The organism is Rhizobium sp. Nf11,1, assembly GCF_050587665.1.
In the GTDB taxonomy this organism is placed as follows: Bacteria; Pseudomonadota; Alphaproteobacteria; order Rhizobiales; family Rhizobiaceae; genus Rhizobium.
The window spans coordinates 76,826-95,138 of record NZ_JBOBHU010000019.1; the positions used below are offsets into that span (position 1 = coordinate 76,826).

11 protein-coding genes are annotated in these 18,313 nt (G+C 61.5%); 2 read left to right on the forward strand and 9 right to left on the reverse strand.

Annotated elements, in window-relative coordinates:
• Positions 1-151: 151 nt before the first annotated feature.
• Positions 152-907 (reverse strand): helix-turn-helix transcriptional regulator, encoded by a 756-nt coding sequence (locus ACQ7C1_RS24045; protein WP_430960054.1) that lies wholly within the window; start codon positions 905-907, stop codon positions 152-154.
• A 382-nt stretch (positions 908-1,289) separates the two neighbouring features.
• Between ACQ7C1_RS24045 and ACQ7C1_RS24050 the strand changes: the two genes are divergently transcribed.
• Together ACQ7C1_RS24050 and ACQ7C1_RS24055 are read left to right on the forward strand one after the other, a co-directional pair.
• Entirely contained in the window at positions 1,290-3,053 is a 1,764-nt protein-coding gene (locus ACQ7C1_RS24050) for a glucan ABC transporter ATP-binding protein/ permease (RefSeq protein ID WP_085779801.1), read from the forward strand.
• Between the two features lie 244 nt (positions 3,054-3,297).
• Entirely contained in the window at positions 3,298-3,651 is a 354-nt protein-coding gene (locus ACQ7C1_RS24055) for a VOC family protein (RefSeq protein ID WP_430960055.1), read from the forward strand.
• Between the two features lie 124 nt (positions 3,652-3,775).
• On the opposite strand, the gene ACQ7C1_RS24060 is transcribed toward ACQ7C1_RS24055, so the two are convergent.
• From ACQ7C1_RS24060 to ACQ7C1_RS24095, 8 genes are all read right to left on the reverse strand, one after another.
• Positions 3,776-5,014, reverse strand: coding sequence for an OpgC family protein (locus tag ACQ7C1_RS24060; protein WP_430960056.1), 1,239 nt, complete (start codon positions 5,012-5,014; stop codon positions 3,776-3,778).
• A 102-nt stretch (positions 5,015-5,116) separates the two neighbouring features.
• Positions 5,117-13,636, reverse strand: coding sequence for a GH36-type glycosyl hydrolase domain-containing protein (locus ACQ7C1_RS24065; protein WP_430960057.1), 8,520 nt, complete (start codon positions 13,634-13,636; stop codon positions 5,117-5,119).
• 453 nt (positions 13,637-14,089) lie between these two features.
• Positions 14,090-14,254 (reverse strand): hypothetical protein, encoded by a 165-nt coding sequence (locus tag ACQ7C1_RS24070; protein ID WP_430960058.1) that lies wholly within the window; start codon positions 14,252-14,254, stop codon positions 14,090-14,092.
• A 122-nt stretch (positions 14,255-14,376) separates the two neighbouring features.
• On the reverse strand, positions 14,377-14,568 hold the full coding sequence (locus ACQ7C1_RS24075) for a hypothetical protein (protein ID WP_430960059.1): 192 nt from the start codon (positions 14,566-14,568) through the stop codon (positions 14,377-14,379).
• A gap of 161 nt (positions 14,569-14,729) precedes the next feature.
• Positions 14,730-15,479: an ABC transporter ATP-binding protein gene (locus tag ACQ7C1_RS24080; protein WP_430960060.1), complete on the reverse strand. Its 750-nt coding sequence runs from the start codon at positions 15,477-15,479 to the stop codon at positions 14,730-14,732.
• A complete protein-coding gene (locus ACQ7C1_RS24085) occupies positions 15,476-16,309 on the reverse strand; it encodes an ABC transporter ATP-binding protein (RefSeq protein WP_430960061.1) in 834 nt (277 codons plus the stop codon). The genes ACQ7C1_RS24080 and ACQ7C1_RS24085 overlap by 4 nt, the downstream gene beginning before the upstream one ends.
• Positions 16,306-17,241 (reverse strand): ABC transporter permease, encoded by a 936-nt coding sequence (locus tag ACQ7C1_RS24090; protein ID WP_097598239.1) that lies wholly within the window; start codon positions 17,239-17,241, stop codon positions 16,306-16,308. The genes ACQ7C1_RS24085 and ACQ7C1_RS24090 overlap by 4 nt, the downstream gene beginning before the upstream one ends.
• Positions 17,238-18,305 carry an ABC transporter permease gene (locus ACQ7C1_RS24095; protein ID WP_430960062.1) on the reverse strand — a complete coding sequence of 356 codons (1,068 nt, stop codon included), beginning with the start codon at positions 18,303-18,305 and terminating at the stop codon, positions 17,238-17,240. The genes ACQ7C1_RS24090 and ACQ7C1_RS24095 overlap by 4 nt, the downstream gene beginning before the upstream one ends.
• Positions 18,306-18,313: the final 8 nt, after the last annotated feature.

The window sequence follows — 18,313 nt, forward strand, 5'->3', positions numbered from 1 at the left end:
CACGGGCATGCTGCACCCGCGAAGAAAATCCTTAACTTCTTGTCACGGGAAGTTCAATTTCTCTTGCGACTGCGAAACGCACTTTCTCGCCATGCCAGCGCATGTCGGCCGGCAGTATGCAGCGATTTCGACGGAGTGGATAAGGAAAAGCCTAGCTTATCAGACCGTGGCGGAAGGCAAGCGCCACTGCCTGCTGCCTGTTCTTTGCCTTCAGCTTGGCCTGCAGACCGTTCATATACCAGTCGACGGTATGGTTTGAGATCTTCAGCATTTTGCTGATCTCCATCGACGTCATGCCTTCGGCGAGATAGTGGAGGATTTCCATCTCGCGCCGCGTCAGCGGCGTCTCGGTCGGCAGCACCGTTTCCAGCGCCTCGGCCTCGCCTTTCAGGTCGAGTAATCGCCAGAAGGTCTTGCGCGCCACCGCCTCAAGCAGCGCGATTTCAACCGGCGACAGATCGATCGGCTTGCCGCCTAGGCTGAGGCTGCCGAGAATGCCGTTGCGCCCGTGAATCGGAAAGAGATAGCCGTCCTCCAATCCGTGGCCGAAGGCATCGACCATCATCTGCTCCATGCGGCGCTGATGCACGTCACCGTCGAAGGCTGCCATGCTCTCCCGCCAGCGGAAAGGCCGTTGCGCATGCGCGAGATAACGCACCATCGGATCGATCCGGACATATTTTTTTGCGGCATATATCTGTAGCCATTGTTCCGGCCAGCGGCCGGCAAGCGGGGCGGCGCGCAATTCGATATTCTGCTGCGCCGGGCCTTGCTGCAAATGTCGCAGCAGACCGTAATATTCGAAACCGGAACCGTGGAGGGCCTGCTCGAGTTCGGTGACGACGGCGTCCGGATTTGGGCACTCTTCCAGAATTACAAGCAATTGAATTAAAGAATTAATATTCACAAATAGCGCCTTTGTCCGGACTAGATGCCCGCAGGCCGTTGGCGGCTGTTCAGATTGGTCGCGTAACGGTCTTCTGCAGAAAATGCAGTCTCTAGTTTAATGCTGCGCTAAACATTGATTAAAATGCAAGCGCAAATTGCTGCGAGATATAATCATGGTGGAATTCCGGCGCCAGACCCCGCTGCCGAAAAATCTGATGAGCCCGAGAATGTCTCTCTGTTCTATCCTATTGAGGCAGCTTCAATTTCATCGCAGATGCGATCGTGCGATCAAGTTAACCACCCGGCGGACTGAATCCCGAATACTCCGTTAATCGCCGGTTCAGGTAGCCTTTTGTAGCATCCCACCATTCCCGTTTTCGCAGATGCACAAGAGGTTAGACGTGTCGCTATTCAAGGTCTATGCAAGAGCTCTGCGCTATCTAGGCGCTTACAAGCTCCGCGTATCCCTGGTCGTTATCGCCAACATTGTTCTGGCGACCATCACCATTGCGGAACCGATCCTGTTCGGTCGCATCATCGATGCGATATCGGGCAAGGGCGAAGTCAAACCCATCCTCTTCATGTGGGCTGGTTTCGCCGTGTTCAATACTGTCGCCTTCGTTCTGGTATCCCGCGAGGCCGACCGGCTTGCCCATGGCCGGCGGGCAACGCTGCTGACGGAAGCCTTCGGGCGCATCATTTCCATGCCGCTTGCCTGGCACCATCAGCGCGGCACCTCCAACGCGCTGCATACGCTGCTGCGGGCCTGCGAGACGCTGTTCGGCCTCTGGCTTGAGTTCATGCGCAACCACTTGTCAACGGTCATTGCGCTGGCTCTGCTGGTGCCGACCGCAATATCGATGGACTTGCGCCTCTCCGCCGTGCTGATCGTGCTTGGCATCGCCTATTGGCTGATCGGCCGCGTGGTCATGAGCCGCACCAAGGATGGCCAGGCTTCGGTCGAAAACCACTACCATACCGTCTTCTCGCATGTCAGCGACTCGATCAGCAACGTCTCCGTTCTGCATAGCTACAACCGCATCGAAGCGGAAACCAAGGCGTTGAAGTCCTTCGCCAACCGCCTGCTCGAAGCGCAATATCCGGTGCTCGACTGGTGGGCGCTCGCCAGCGCGCTGAACCGCATGGCCTCGACCATCGCAATGATGGTGGTTCTGATCATCGGCACGATGCTCGTCCAGTCCGGCCAGCTGCGCGTCGGTGACGTCATTGCCTTCATTGGCTTTGCCAACCTGCTGATTGCCCGTCTCGACCTGATGCGTCAGTTCGCTACGCAGATCTTCGAGGCCCGCTCCAAGCTGCAGGATTTCTATACGCTTGAGGATTCGGTGCGCGATCGTGAAGAGCCGGCCGGCAATGGTGAGATCAAGAACGTCAAGGGTGCGGTTGAATTCCGCGACGTCTCCTTCGGCTTCGGCAACAGCTCGCAGGGCCTGCACAATGTCTCCTTCTCGGTGAAGGCAGGCCAGACGGTCGCCATCGTCGGCCCGACCGGCGCCGGCAAGACGACACTGGTCAACCTGCTGCAGCGCGTCTACGACCCGCAGGGCGGCCAGATCCTCGTCGACGGCACCGATATCACCAAGGTGACCCGAAAGTCGCTCCGTCGCCATATCGCTACCGTCTTCCAGGATGCGGGCCTGCTGAATCGTTCGATCAGCGACAATATCCGCCTCGGCCGCGAAGGTGCGAGCGAGGAGGACATGCGCCGTGCTGCCGAAGCCGCCGCCGCCGCCGATTTCATCGAGACCCGTGAAGATCGTTACGATACCCATGTCGGCGAACGCGGCAACAAGCTCTCCGGTGGTGAACGCCAGCGCATTGCGATCGCCCGCGCCATCCTCAAGGATGCGCCGATCCTGGTGCTCGATGAAGCGACCTCGGCGCTCGACGTCGAGACCGAAGCGCGCGTCAAGGCCGCGATCGACAATCTGCGGCAGAACCGCACCACCTTCATCATCGCCCACCGCCTCTCGACGGTCCGCGAAGCCGATATGGTGCTCTTCCTCGATGATGGACGTGTCGTCGAGCAGGGCGGCTTCGATGAGCTCAGCCACAGCAACGGCCGCTTCGCCGCGCTGCTGCGCGCCAGCGGCATCCTGACGGATGAAGAAGTTCGCAAGGCCCACACCACCGAAGCCGCCTGAGCGCTCCGGGTTACAGGATAAGGCCGGAAGGGCAGGCGCTCTTCCGGCCTTTTGTTTTTCTTGGGAGCGGAAGGCCGCGTAGCTCCCTCTATCCCGCCGGCCACCCCCTACCAGGCAAGGGTAGAGACAGAAGGCGGCGCCGGGGATGTCGTCAGAGGCACTACGTGTCTGGCGGCGGGACTGACTGATCGCGCCGCCGATCCCCTCTAAATTCTTGTCCTTACCCGATACTCAGGAGAGCGGCATGAAAGTCCTGCGCATCGTTGCCAATATCCAGGCGCCCGACCTCATGGCCGCCAAACGCTTCTATCAGGATATTCTCGGGCTCGATCTGATGATGGATCTCGGCTGGATCGTCACGTTCGGCGCGAATACTTCCATGAAGGTTCAGCTCAGTGTCGCCAGCCAAGGCGGTTCAGGGACTCCGGTGCCCGATCTCTCCATCGAGGTGGATGATCTCGATGCTGCTTTCGAGGCGATGTCTGGCGCCGGCATTTCGATCGAATACGGTCCGGCCGACGAGCCCTGGGGCGTCAGGCGCTTCTACGTGCGCGATCCTTTCGACCGGCTGGTGAATATTCTTGTTCATAAAAGTTGAGCCGGCGGCATTACAGCGCAGCGCGTCCTTTCAGACGCGCGAAAGGCGCTGCAATGCCGTGGGGCTTTCAATGCGATTTCGGAACGCCGCTAAGCCCGCGGCCGTTCAATCAGACCGGTGGACCCTATTTCCGATTGGTGCGGCGATAGGTATTTGCCGCTCCGCCGACCCGCACGGGCACAGGGACGGCGGCAATCTCCGTCACGAGCTTGTGCTTGATTTTGCCCAGCTGGCGCTTGTGCTCGAGATAATAGGCATAGGCGAATTGCGTCGCGATGCCCGCGATGACGAAGAACGGGCCGACCAGCGGATCCTTGTTGGTGATATAAAGCACGACCTGGCCGATCATGGCGAGGATCGTGCCGGCGACGAAGATGTTCAGCGAATGGCGGCCGAGGATCGTCAGCGGGTGGTCGGCGGGGCGCCGCAGGATGCGGGAGAACGCCGGGATGCTGATGATGAGATAGGTGAGCGCCAGCACATGCAGCAGCCGCGGCAGGGACAGGAAAGTCTTGTCGAAACCGGTGATGACGGTGGGCAGGCCGAGCGCTGCCAGCGAATTGCCGAAAATCCAGAGATGGCCGGTTACCCAGACGAAGGACAGCAGGACATAGAAGGCGGCAGCCGCAAACAACAACGGATGCTGCGGGATCGTGCCGCCGCGCTTGATATGCAGGATCGAAATAATGCCAATCGAAAACAGGAACTGCCAGGAGAGCGGATTGAGGAACCAGTAGCCCTCTATCAGCAAATTGTGCGGCGCCACTTCGTAAATGCCGGCCAGCAGCCAGACCGTGCCGGAAACCGCGAGCGCCAGAAGCGGGCTTCGCTCGTTGAGGAGCAGGATGATCGGCACCATCAGCAACAATGCGCCATACATCGGCAGGATATTGTTGTAGCCGATCTGGTGACCGAGCAGCAGCAGCGCCGGAATGCCTTCCTTCAGGTTCATCAGAACCGCCAGGATGTTGATCTCGACCAGCAGCCCCGGCCGGTGGAACAGCCAGGCACCACAGATGAAGAGCGCCAGCGTCATGAAGGTGGTGATCATATGCGCAAGGTAGAGCGTGAAGGCACGCCGCGCCGCCTTGATTGCCGTCTTGATGCGGCCGCCCGGCTTGAAGCGGGAACCATAGGCGAGACCGACGGCGATGCCGGAGATCAGGACGAAGGCCTCGGCGGCGTCGGAAAAACCAAAATTCTTCGTCGTCACATATTCGAAGATCTGTCCGGGCACATGATTGATGAAAATCATGATCAGGGCCAGGCCACGCAGCACGTCAAGCCTTGTATCGCGCCCCGTCGCAGCTGCGGATGAGGAACTGCGCTCGGTGCCGATGGCTTCGGTCAGCGTGCTTGCCATATGGGTTTCTCCTGTTGTCCGGTTTTGCAAACGCGACGACGGCCAAAAGGGTTCCCTTTTGGCCGTCGCGAATCGCCGTGTTCTTCAGCGTGGAGAACGCTGTTATCCGAGCGGATATCCCTCTTCGGGATCGGTGACTTCGCTGCCGTTGATCGACAGAGTGTAGCCGCTGGCATTGGACGCTTTTGAGACCGAAATGCGGTATTTGACGCCGCCCCGCTCCACCTCCGCCGCAAAACCGTCCCATTCCGACGGAAGCGACGGACGCACATGAAGCCGGCCGTCCTTCAACCGGATCCCCAGAATGCCCTCGACGGCGGCTCGGTAGAGCCAGCCGGCCGATCCGGTATACCAGGTCCAGCCGCCGCGCGACGTATAAGGCTCATGCCCATAGACGTCAGCTGCCACGACATAGGGTTCGACCCGGTATTGTTCGGCCGAAGCCTTGTCGAGCGCGTGCGTGATCGGATTGAGGATCTGGAAGCAGCGCAGCGCGTCGTCGCCCCGCTTCAGTTCCGCAAGCGCCATCACCACCCAGGTCGCGGCATGGGTATATTGCCCGCCGTTTTCACGCACGCCCGGCGGATAGGCCTTGATGTAACCGGGATCCCTGGCGGAATTGACGAAAGGCGGCGCGAACAGTCGGATGATGCGCGCCTCCTCATCGACCAGTTGGTCGAGCACGGCATCCATCGCCTTTCCGGCACGAGCCGGGTCGCCTTCGCCGGACAGAACGCTCCAGGATTGTGCGATCGAGTCGATCCGGCATTCGGGGCTCTCCTTGGAGCCGAGCAGCGCGCCGTCGTCGAATGTGCCGCGGCGATAGTAGCTGCCGTCCCACGCCGCAGTTTCGAGCGCCTTCTTTAATTCGGCGAGATGGGCGGACCAGAGGTCCACTCGGGCCGAATCGCCGCGCTCTTCGGCATAGGGAATGAAGGCGCGCAATGCACCCGCCAGGAACCAGCCAAGCCAGACGCTGGTGCCGCGCCCGCCGATGCCGACGCGGTTCATGCCGTCGTTCCAGTCGCCGCCGAGGAACAGCGGCAGACCGTTTGCGCCCTTGCGGGCGATGGCGAGATCGAGCGCCAGGGCCGCATGTTCGTAGACGCTCGCCTTGTCCTCCGAAATCTCCGGCTTGTAGAACGAGTCGTGCTGACCTTCGAGGAGAGCGGGTCCTTCCAGAAAGGCAAGCTCCTCGTCGAGCACGGTCTTGTCGCCGGTGACGCTGCAATAATGGTGGATCGCGTAGCTCAGCCAGACGACGTCGTCCGAAATCAAGGTGCGAACGCCCGCACCCGTTCCCGGCAGCCACCAATGCTGAACATCACCTTCGCGGAACTGCCGTGAGGCGGCATTCAGAATCTGACGCCGGGCGATCGAGGGTTCGTGCATCAGGAAGGCCAGCGTATCCTGCAACTGGTCGCGGAAACCGAAGGCGCCGCTTGCCTGGTAGAAGGCGGTGCGGGCCATGATGCGGCAGCCGAGGCTCTGATAGGGAAGCCAGGTGTTGACGAGATTGTTCATCCCGCGATCTGGCGTGGAGATCTGTAGCCTGCCGGTGAAATCCCGCCAGAAGGCGCGGTTTGCCTCGACCGCATCGTCGAACGAAGACTTGCGGATCTCGGCGATAAAGGCGCGCGCTTCTTCCTCCGTCGGCGTATCGCCTAACAAGAAGGTGACGTCGCGCTCTTCGCCGGCCCCGAGTTCGATGTCGATCGCCAGAGCCGCGGCCGGATCGCCATCGAGCTCGGTGATGCCGGAAAGCGGGGCTGCGGAGGTGACGGCCTGAGGCATCTGGATCGTGCCAGCCTTGCCGATAAATTCGCGCCGGCTTGCCGAGAAGCTTGAAAGCTTCTCGCTCGCCGCGAAGAAGGCGGTTCGGTTGGAAAAATCGATGCTGTAGGGATTGGTGGCAAACAGCGCCCCCGTCTCCTCGTCATAGCTCGACAGAATGAAGGGCGCAGTGCGTCCCGGGTTGCTGCCAAGAACCCATTCGACGTAACCGTAGAGACGCAGCTTGCGGCCGGTCGAACCGGTGTTGCGCAGGCGCAGGCGCTGCAGTTTCACCGGCTTCTCGCGGTCGATCGTCTGCGTCAGCTCGAGCGCGATCTCGTGCTGAACGGTGGAGAAGACCGAATAGCCGAGTCCGTGGCGGGCTTCGAAACGGATATCCGGCCGGCGCGAAAGCGCTGCGAACGGCGTCATGACGGCGCCGCTTTCGAGATCGGCGAGATAGAAGGCCTCGCCCGACCGGTTGATCACCGCATCGTTCGACCAGGACGTCAGCTGATAATCGCGCGAGTTGACGCTCCAGGTGAAACCTGCGCCTTCGGCCGACACGTGGAAACCGAAGCTGTCGTTGGAAATGACGTTGATCCAAGGCTGCGGCGTCGCATGACCGCCGGGCAGGCGAACGACATATTCGCGGCCGTCGCGCGCAAAGCCGCCAATGCCGTTCCAGAAGTCGAGGTCGCCTTCCTCCTCGATGGCAACGGCCGGCACCACGGGCGGCGGCACCGGCGCGATGCGCTTGACCGGCGCCCTGTTGCGCTCGGCGCGCTCCATCTCCTGCAGTTCATCCTTTGACGGCGCAAAGAGGGCGACAGCGCGGTTGATCTGGTCGACCACCTTGCCGTTCTTCGCATGCAGGGTAACCCGGGAAGCCGCGATCAATGCCTTGTAGGTGTTTTCCTCCATCAGGTCCTTGCGAACCGCGAAAATATGCTGGCGCAAGCCGTCGGCCTGACCCATGCGGCGTACGTTCTCGCACATGGCGTCGAGCGCGTGTTGCATGTCCTGCGCATAGGAAGAGGCGCGTTCGTTCATGATGACGAGATCGGCGGTGACGCCGCGCGAACGCAGATATTCCTGCGCCAGCAGTGCCTCGCGGGCGATATCGAGATCCATGTCGTCGTCGACGCGCAACGTGAAGATCGGGAAATCGCCGGAGATAGCCAGCGGCCAGAGCGCCGATTGCGATTGCAGCCCGGCCTCGACCGTCGCCTCATCCTTGCGCAGCTGCATGTCGGGATAGACGAGGTAGCGCCCGAGATGCTGGAACGCTGCCGCCTGCTGCGAGGTGACGCCGACATGGCGCATCTGCACCTGCGTGCGCGTCCAGGCCTGGACGAGCTCGTGGTTGAAGGCGTCGGGATGACGATAGCGGTTGACCGCCTTGTCGACCTCGTCGCGGCTTGGCGCGGCAATCGTCCAGAAGAACACGCTGACCTTCTTGCCGGCCGGCACCCGCACGGTGCGGCGCAACGACATCACGGGATCAAGCGTGAAGCCGTCGCTGCCGGAAAGTGTCGCACCCGGATCGAACGCCGCCGCATCGGCAAGGCTGCGACCGCGGCCGATGAACTTGCGCCGATCGGTTTCGAATTCGGTGTGACGGGTGTCGCCGGCATTGTCGACGATCAGATGTGCGAGGCTGATGTTCGGCTCGTTCGGATCACGCTTGTTGCGTTCGGCGCGGATGACGTCGCCGCGCTTGCCGATCTCGGTCTTGACGAACATGCGGGCGAATGCCGGATGCGCGCTGTCGGTATCATCCGAGGTGATCACTGGTTCGAGATAGGACGTGACTTCGATGAAACGATCTTCCGTTCCCATGTTGAGCAGGGTGACACGACGGGCTTCGGCATCGTGCTCGGTGGCGATGATGCACTCCACCTCGCTCGTCAGGTCCCCGACCGTCTTGGTGAACTGCGCCTTTTCGTCGGCGAATTCGACCTTGATCTTTTCGCCCTCGACACCCTTCGGCTCCGCTGTCGCCGACCACCATTCGTTGGTGGCGGTATCGCGCAGGAAGATGAAGGTGCCCCAGCGGTCTTCGGTCGGATCGGCTTTCCAGCGGGAAACGGAAAGGCCGTTCCAGCGGGAATAACCGGCGCCCGTCGCCGTCAGCATCATGGAATAATGGCCGTTCGACAGGAACACGAGCTCGCGGTCGCGCGAAAGGGGATCGCTGATCTTCCTGATTTCCGGCCGCATGAGATCGTCCTGGATGCTGGCCGGCGTATCGGATTCATGCTTGCCGCTCATGACGGGAATGTCGCGGGGCGCCTTTTCCTGCAGCAGAAGCTCCGCCGCCTCGATCACCGGGTCGGAGTGGAAGAGTTCGCGCAGATGGCCGTTGAAGGCGACGTTGGCGACGGCCGCGATCGACATGCCGTGATGGTGGGCATAATAATTGTAGACCACCGCGCATTTCTTGCCTTCCGGCACGCGCGTCGGCGTGAAATCGACCGCGTCGTGGAAGCCGAACTTGCCGAGTGCGCCGACCTTGCGCAGCCTCTGCAGGTTTTCGAGCGCGCCCGGCGGGTCGTACTGGCTGGCCAGCAGCGAAGCATAGGGGGCGATGACGGCATTGTGGCCGAGGCCGCGCTTGAGACCGAGCGTCGGCACGCCGAAATTCGTGTACTGGTAATTGAGGTTATGGTCGCGGGCATTGAAAGCCGCTTCCGAAATGCCCCACGGGATACCGAGCTTGCGGGCATAATTCATCTGCTCGATGACGACCAGATTGTTCGTCTGATTGAGAATACCCCCGCCACGCTCCTGCATGACGAGCGGCGGCATCAGATATTCGAACATCGAGCCGGACCAGGAGACCAGCGCGCCGCGTGAACCCACCGGCACGACCTGGCGGCCCAGACGATACCAGTGTTCTGTCGGCAGGTCGCCCTTGGCGATGCCGAAGAGGCTGGTCAGGCGGCATTCCGAGGCGAGAAGGTCGTAGCAGGCCTGGTCGAGTTCGCCGCTTTCGACGCGGTAGCCGATCGACAGCAGGCGCCGTTCCGGCCGGAACAGGAAGCCGAAATCCATCGAGAAGGCGAGATCGCGGGCCTTGTCGCGCAACGCCACCAGGCGCGGCCTGAGGGCATCGACCTTGGAGAGATCGAAGGTGCTGTCTGATATATGCGCCTCGCAGACCTTGACCAGCGACGCCGCCCATTGGGTGACCTCTTCGCTCTGCTTCGACTTGACCTCATGGTCGAGATTGGCGGCGAGCTTTTCGATGTCGCGTGCGAGAACGGCGAGGTTGATGATGCGGATCGAGGCGAACTCGTGCTCGCGCTTGACGGCGGCAAGCGCATTCTGGAAGCCGACGATCCGTTCTTCCAGGCGCCGGCGCAGCGGGCGCACGGTCTTGCGGTCGTCGGGCAGGTCCGCCAGCACTTCGCCGAGGATGCCGGCGGTGTCGCCGACGCCGTCGAGATTGCCCTGCATGTGGGCCGACGGCGCCTCAGCCCAGTTGCGGCAGGCCGAGGAAATCGCGATGAGGTGGCCCGCGAGATTGCCGCTGTCGACGGCAGAGACGTAACGCGGCCCGAGCGTCTGCAGCGTATCGGTGTGATACCAGTTAAACAGGTGGCCGCGGAATTTCTCCATCTTGTCGATCGTCGCGATCGTCTGCTCCAGCCGCTCGAGCGTCTCCTCAAAGGAGAACCAGCCGAAATGCCGGCCAGAAACGACGGAGAGCAGATAGACGCCGATATTGGTCGGCGAGGTGCGCGCCGCCACGATGACGTGCGGCGTTTCCTGGATATTGTCCGGCGGCAGATAATTTTGTTCAGGCGTGGTGAAGGTCTCGAAATAACGCCAGGTGCGCCGGGCGATCTTGCGCAGCTCGCTCGATACGGAATCGGCGACCTCGAGCCGGTCCTCGGTCTCGGCCGACTGGCTGACATACCAGGCGACGACAGGCGAGAGAATCCATAAAAGCGCGAAGGGGATGCCGACGAGGAAAGCGTTGCCGCCGGGAAGGGCTGCGAAACCGAGCGCCAGCAGCGCCAGTACCGGCGCATGCCACATCTGCCTGTAATAAGAGGCGAGGGTGCCTTGGCCGCCTGCCTGGACGCTGGCGGCGGTCCGCCACTGCAGCATCAGCTTGCGGCTGACGAACAGCCGGTAGAGCGACCGGCCGATCGCATCCGCCATCATCGCCGCCGAATCGGCGATGAAGACGATCCGCAATGCGACCTGCGCATTGGCGGCGGTGATATCCGACCAGACCGTATAGAGATGGGCGCGGGCGACGATATCGCTGGTGCGCGGGATGATGCCGTTGATGAGCGACAGCGTCGGCGCCACGAACAGGCAGAAGATCAAGAGAATCTGCCAGACGAGCGCGCCGAGCGGACCCATGAAATACCAGCCGAGCACGGAGGCGAAGAACCATGCGATCGGCGTCAGCGAACGGCGAAGATTATCGAACATCTTCCAGCGGCCAAGGGCCGTAACGCCGTATTTCGGATTGAACATATAGGGCAGGAGCTGCCAGTCGCCGCGCGCCCAGCGATGCTGGCGCGAGGTCTCCACCTCATAGCGGATCGGGAAATCCTCGACCAATTCGAGATCGGTGACGAGCGCACAGCGCGCCATCGAGCCTTCGAGAAGGTCGTGGCTGAGCACCGAGTTCTCCTCGATGCGGCCCTTCAGCGAGGCTTCGAAAGCATCGACGTGATAGAGGCCCTTGCCGGTGAACGTGCCTTCGCCGGCGAGATCCTGATAGACGTCGGACACGGTGAAGACATAGGGGTCGAGACCTCGGTTGATCGAGAAGACGCGTTGGAAGACCGAGGCATCCTTGCCCGTGGTCAGCGATGGCGTCACGCGCGGCTGCAGCACGCCATAGCCGCTCTCGACGCGTCCGGTCTTCGGATTGATGACCGGTCGGTTGATCGGATGATAGAGCTTGCCGACGAGCTTGGTGACGGCATCGCGCATCAGGCGTGTGTCGGCATCGAGCGTCATGACATATTGCACATTGGCCGGCACGGTGTTGGCGCCGGGCAGATAGGTCGTGTCGCGGTCGCCGCGCAGCAGCATGTTCAGCTCATGCAGCTTGCCGCGCTTGCGCTCCCAGCCCATCCACACACCTTCCGAGGGATTGTAGAGGCGGCGGCGATGCAGCAGGTAGAAACGCGTCTTGCCGTCATAGGCATAGCGGGCGGAAAGATTAGCGATCTCGCGTCTTGCATAGTCGAGAACCTCGAGATCGGCAGGCGTTTCCTCGGCATCGCTGTCGGGCCAATCGCTGAGCATCGCGAAATAAATCTCTCCACGCGGATTGGCGAGATAATGAACTTCGAGATTGCGCACTTGATCGTCGACGCTGTCGCGGTTCGAGATCAGGCAGGGCACCACGAGCAGCGTGCGCGCATCCTCCGGAATGCCTTCCTTGAACTCGTAGCCGACGAGGCGGGCCGGGGTGACGAAGAAGGACAGCAGGGTATTAAAGAGACCTGTTGCGCCCTCCGAGGCCGGCAATGAGAACATGATCAGCAGGATTGCGATTTCAATGGCGCCCATTCCGGCACTTGCCATGAACCTGCCGACGATCGCCATGGCGATGATCGTCAGCAGCATGACGGGTAGCGCGATCGACAGCCAGTTGAAGCGGCGCACGGCGCGCACGAAGTGCTGGGTGATCGTCGGGCGATAACTCGCTCGCGCCTCGAGCTTCGGCCGTTGCGCGCCTGACAGGAAGCCGCCGACATTCGGCTCATGTGGCTGCGGCTCGTCGGAGGCCTTGGCGGCCTCGGTCATGTCGAGCGCCAGCTGGGCGATTTGCATTTCGGTCAGCGGCGAGCGCTTGGCCAGTTTCTCGATCTGCTTGCGGTATTTGTTTCGCGAACCGGAATCGAGGATGCCGTAATCCGAATGCTCCCAGAGCAGCTTGTCGACATGGCTGACCTGTTCGACCCAGACCGACCATTCGGTATCGTCGATCTCGCGCAGGCTACGGATGATGTTGCCCATCGTCACGTTGCCGGAAGAGAGACGGCTGTGTTCGGCCGTCGTCGCCTCTTCGGTGTTGCGACCGAGCTCTTCCAGGCGTTCATCGAGCCAGGTGATCGCCAGACTCGACGTCTGTGAGCCGTCACGCAGGCGATAGAGGAACTGCGTCGAGAAGGTATTGTCTTCGGCAAGCGGTTCCAGCGTCTTCAGATAGGCGGCCGCCTTGGCCGGATCGGTCAGGCGCACCAATTCGTCGGCCGCCTCATTGGCGCGGCGGCGCAGGCGGCGGCTGGCTTCGACACGGCTCGAAATGCGGCGAAGGTTTTCCACCAGCACATAGCGCACCAGCGAGGGCAGGGCCCAGAGTTCGCCGATCCTCAGCGTCTCCCTGCTCTGGAAGCCGTCGACCAGCGCCGTCAGGCTTTCCTGCGAGATCGTGCTGTGGGTATGGGCGACGTAGAGCCAGGCAAGCACCAGCGTGCGCGGAATGTCGACGCCGCCGACACGCATCGTCGGCAGTTCGCGGTAGAAGCGCCGGGGAAAGTCGCGCCGCACCTCCTGGATCGCCTCTTCGACGATGTAGTGATTGTCCAGCAGCCATTCCGCCGCCGGCGTGATCGTCTCTCCGGCCTCGACGTCGGTTGCCGTGGTGCGGTAGACGCGCAGAATTTCCTTCTCGTTTTCCTTGTGGCGCGCGAAGAAATCAAAGGGTGCGAAAGCCGGCAGCTTGTCGACGCCGTTGACGACGACCGCTTCGCCCATCGCCTTGATGTCCTCGATGGAAAGATAGGTCGAGCGGATCGAATCATTGTGATCAATCTGCTTCGTATCGGATTCGCGCGGAAGGCTCGGAGAAAGATTGGCAATAGACATGGGTTCGGTTCTGGATCCAAACAAAGTTATGGCTGTTTTGCTCAGCCTTTTGCACTGCTTATCATGACTGCTACATGAACGGGGCCCGATTCTTCGAAGATCGATGAAGCCGGGTGAATGACGTCTGGGCAAGCGATGTAACCGGGCCTAGCCTTGGTCCAGCGCGGCCTGAAGGTCGATCAATACCCTCTCCGCAAAACCATGGCGAAAAGTTGGACACTATCGCGATAATTCAAGTCAAGAATGGTGAGCCGAGCGGGCCGGCGCACTTGCTGCGCAAGGCAGAGCGCCGTGCATGTCGCAACCTTGCGGCCCGGCCGCGGCTTGTCGATAGGAGGATGGTTCGCCAGATCATGGTCTGGCTGCGCTTTGATCGGGCTTGCCCCGAGCGAGGAAACGCGCCGCATGAGGCGCAGGCGGCCCCGGCACGTGCCGAGGCCTATCATCTGCCGACTATCCGAGGACGCCGCAGACCATTGCCACCACGAACAGGAATGCCGCGGTGAAGATCGTCCCATGGAGCACCGTCTGAAGCCTGTAGCGCGTCGCGTGCGGCTTCTTGGTGGCTACCGAACCATAGTGGTTCACGTGAGTATGCGAAATACCCAGCTCTGCCATGTGTCGCCTCCGTTGTTCTCGTGCGGCCGGTTGTGCGGCTCGCTGTTATTTCTTATTCCCTATCAGGTAGGTAGAGATAAATTTCCTTCCAGAGCGGGCGGAAGAGAAAATTCAACCGCTCTTTAGCAGAGCGTGCGCCATGCCCAGATCAAGGAGCGCTCGATGGCGTTCTCGTTCTGCTGCAGATCGGAGGTCTCGGTCCCGATCAGGCGCCGGTCCTGTTCCGCCGGTATGGAGACCGTGATCTGTTCCTTGCGATTGGCTTTCACCGGAGGATCGAGATAGCCCATGGTCATCCCACCGAGAAAGAACATGCCTCGACCTCCATCGATCACGAAAGCTAACAATCGTTAACAGGATCATGACAGAAGCGCGGCGGCTGTCAATAGTCTAGTCGAATGGTCGTCTTTTAAGGGAACATTATCCTTAACGCCCCCGCCGGCCTTTTCTTTTCAATGGCTTGAAATGATTACCTTTAGGCTTTGACGAAACCCTTGCTCGCGATCATCAGATTTTTCGTGTAATCCTCCTTGACCGCGCCCCGCGCCAGCTCTTCCGAGCTCAATCGTTCGACGACATCGCCGCCGCGCATCACCGCGAGCCTTTCGCACATATGGGTGATGACGCCGAGGTCATGGCTGACCATGACGAAAGTGAGCTTGCGGTCGCGGCGTATCTGTTCGAGCAGGTTCAGCACCTCCGCCTGCACCGAGGCGTCGAGCGCCGATGTCGGCTCGTCGAGCAGCAGGATCGACGGTTGCACGATCAGCGCCCTGGCGATCGCCACACGCTGTCGCTGACCACCGGAAAGCTGATGCGGATAGCGGAAACGGAAACCATTGCCGAGACCGACTTCGTCGAGCGCGCGGGCAATACGCTTGTCGCTGTCGGTAACGGCGTGGATCGCAAGCGGTTCGAGCAGCAACCGATCGATCGTCTGGCGCGGATGCAGCGAGCCGTAGGGATCCTGGAAGACCATCTGCACGCGCCGATAGAAGGCCTTGCTGCGCTTCGAACCCTTCAACTCTTCGCCGTCGATGCGGACCGCGCCGCCGCTGATGGGCGCAAGTCCGGCAACGGCGCGCAGCAAGGTCGATTTGCCCGACCCGGATTCACCGACGAGGCCGAAAGATTCACCGCGCTCGACGCTGATGCTGACATCCTTCAGCGCATGAAAATCATCGTAGGCGACACTGAGATTGTCGACGTGGAGGGCTGCGCTCATGCCGCCCACTCCGGCTTGCGGTCGAGCACCGGCAGCGGATGGCGGTTCGCGCCGATTTCCGGCATGCAGTTCAGCAGTCCCCTGGTATAGGGATGCTGCGCATGTTTGAGATCGGCAGCCGCCAGCTCTTCGACGATCTTGCCGGCATACATGACGATGACCCGGTCGCAGAAGGAAGAGACCAGCCTCAGATCATGGGAAACGAAGATCAGCCCCATTCCGCGCTCAGAGACCAGCCTGTCCATGATCCGCAGCACATCGAGCTGCACCGTCACGTCGAGCGCCGAAGTCGGTTCGTCGGCAATCAGCAGTTCAGGCCCGGCAATCAGCATCATGGCGATCATGGCGCGCTGTCCCATGCCGCCCGAAACTTCGTGCGGGTGCAGGTCGAAGACGCGTTTGGGATCGCGGATCTGCACCGCTTCCAGCATGGCGAGCGCCCGTTCGCGCGCTTCCGCTTTGCTGATCTTCTCATGAGTGCGCAGCGTTTCGCAGATCTGCCGTCCGATCGTCATGACGGGGTCGAGCGAATATTTCGGATCCTGCAGGATCATGGCGATGCGCTTGCCGCGCAACCTGCGCCTTTCGCCGGCGGATGCCTTGAGGAGATCGATGCCGCTGAAATCGAGCCTGTCGGCCGTGACGATCCCGTGTTTCGGCGTCAGCCCCATGATCGCCCGGCCGGTCTGCGACTTGCCGGAGCCGGATTCGCCGACGATGCCGAGCCTTTCTCTGCCGAGCGTGAAGGAGACGCCGCGCACTGCCTCGATCAGGCCAGTGCGGGTGGGGTAACTGACCTTGAGCTTGTCGACCGTCAGAAGCGTCGTCATCGGCCGCTCTCCTTCGGATCGAGCGCATCGCGCAGGCCGTCGCCTAAGAGATTAAAACCGAGACTGACGATGAGAATGGCGATGCCGGGCATGGCCGCGACCCACCACTGATCCAGAATGAAGCGCCGGCCCGAGGCGATCATCGCGCCCCATTCCGGCAGCGGCGGCTGTGCGCCGAGACCCAGAAAGCCGAGGCCGGCCGCTGTCAGAATGATGCCGGCCATATCGAGCGTCACGCGCACGATCAGCGAGGAAATGCAGAGCGGCATGACATGGCGCACGATGATGCGGAACGGCGAGGCGCCCATCAGCTTCACCGCCGCAATGTAGTCGGAACGCCGGACCGTCAGCGTCTCGGCCCGAGCGATGCGGGCATAGGGCGGCCAGGAGGTGATGGCGATGGCGATGACCGCGTTCTGGATGCCGGGGCCGAGCGCGGCGACGAAGGCGAGCGCCAAAACCAACTTCGGAAAGGCAAGAAAGATATCGGTGATGCGCATCAGCGTCGCATCTACCCAGCCTCCGGCATAACCTGAGACCGTGCCGACGATCAGCCCGATCGGCGCGGAGATGATGGCGACGAGCACGACTACGAACAGGGTCAATCGCGATCCATAGATCAGCCGTGAATAGATGTCGCGGCCCTGATCATCCGTGCCGAGCAGGTAGCCGCTCGTTCCCGGCGGCAGCAGGCGGGCATTGCGGAGATCGCCGACGACGGGGTTGTGCGTGGCGAGGAGATCCGCGAACGCGGCGACGAGGAGCAGGGCGACGATGATCAGCAGGCCGACGACGGCAAGCCTGTTGGCCGTGAACTGCCGCCAGGTGACGTAAGCGCGGCCGAGACGGGCCTGCCTTCGCGATTGCGGCCGGTCGGAAAGCAGCCATTCGCGGCGGCTCATCGCAGGAGAGGGGCTGGCAGGAGCCGTCATCGGTTTCGCGTCCTCGGATCGAGCGTCCGGTAGAGAAGATCAGACAGAAGATTGATGCCGATGAAGATCGTCCCGATGACGATCGTGCCGCCGAGCACGGCGTTCATATCGGCGTTCTGCAGCGAATTGGTGATGTAGAGCCCGATGCCCGGCCAGGAAAATACGGTCTCGGTCAGCACCGATCCTTCGAGCAGCCCGGCATAGGAAAGCGCGATGACGGTGACGAGCGGCACGGCGGCATTGCGCAGCGCATGGCCCCAGATCACCCGTGTTTCCGAAAGACCTTTGGCACGCGCGGCGACGATATATTCCTGCGAAAGCTCGTTCAGCATGAAACTGCGCGTCATGCGGCTGATATAGGCAAGTGAAAAATAGCCGAGCAGCGACGCGGGCAGGATGATGTGGCGGAAGACGTCGTAGAATACATCCCATTGCCCCTGCCAGGCGCTGTCCAGAAGATAGAAGCCGGTGATCGGCGTGAAGGTATATTCGAAAACGATGTCGATTCGGCCGGGAAACGCCACCCAGCGCAGCTGCGCATAGAAGATGACGAGGGAGATCAGCGCCAGCCAGAAGATCGGCACCGAATAGCCGATGAGACCAATGACGCGTACCATCTGGTCGGCGATGCTGCCGCGGTGCACTGCGGCGAGAACGCCAAGCGGCACGCCGACGCAGGCGCCGATCAGCGTTCCCAACGTCGCGAGCTCGATCGTCGCCGGCATGACCCGGCGGATATCGACCATGACAGGATTGGTCGTCAGCACCGAGTTGCCGAAATCGCCGGACAGGACGCCTTTGATATAGATGTAGAACTGCTGATAGAGCGGCAGGTTGAAACCCATCTCCTGGCGCACCCGCTCGACGACATGGGTGGGAGCGCGGTCGCCGAGAATGGCGAGCACGGGATCGATCGGTACGACTCGGCCGATGAAGAAGGTCACGGCCAGCAGGCCAAGATAGGTGGTGACGGCGGCGAACAGGAACCGCCCCAAAGCCTTGGCGAAGGCGCCGGCACGGCCCTTGCGGGGCCGCGCCTCCCGTGTGGTTTCGATGGTGCTCACGCCGCTAA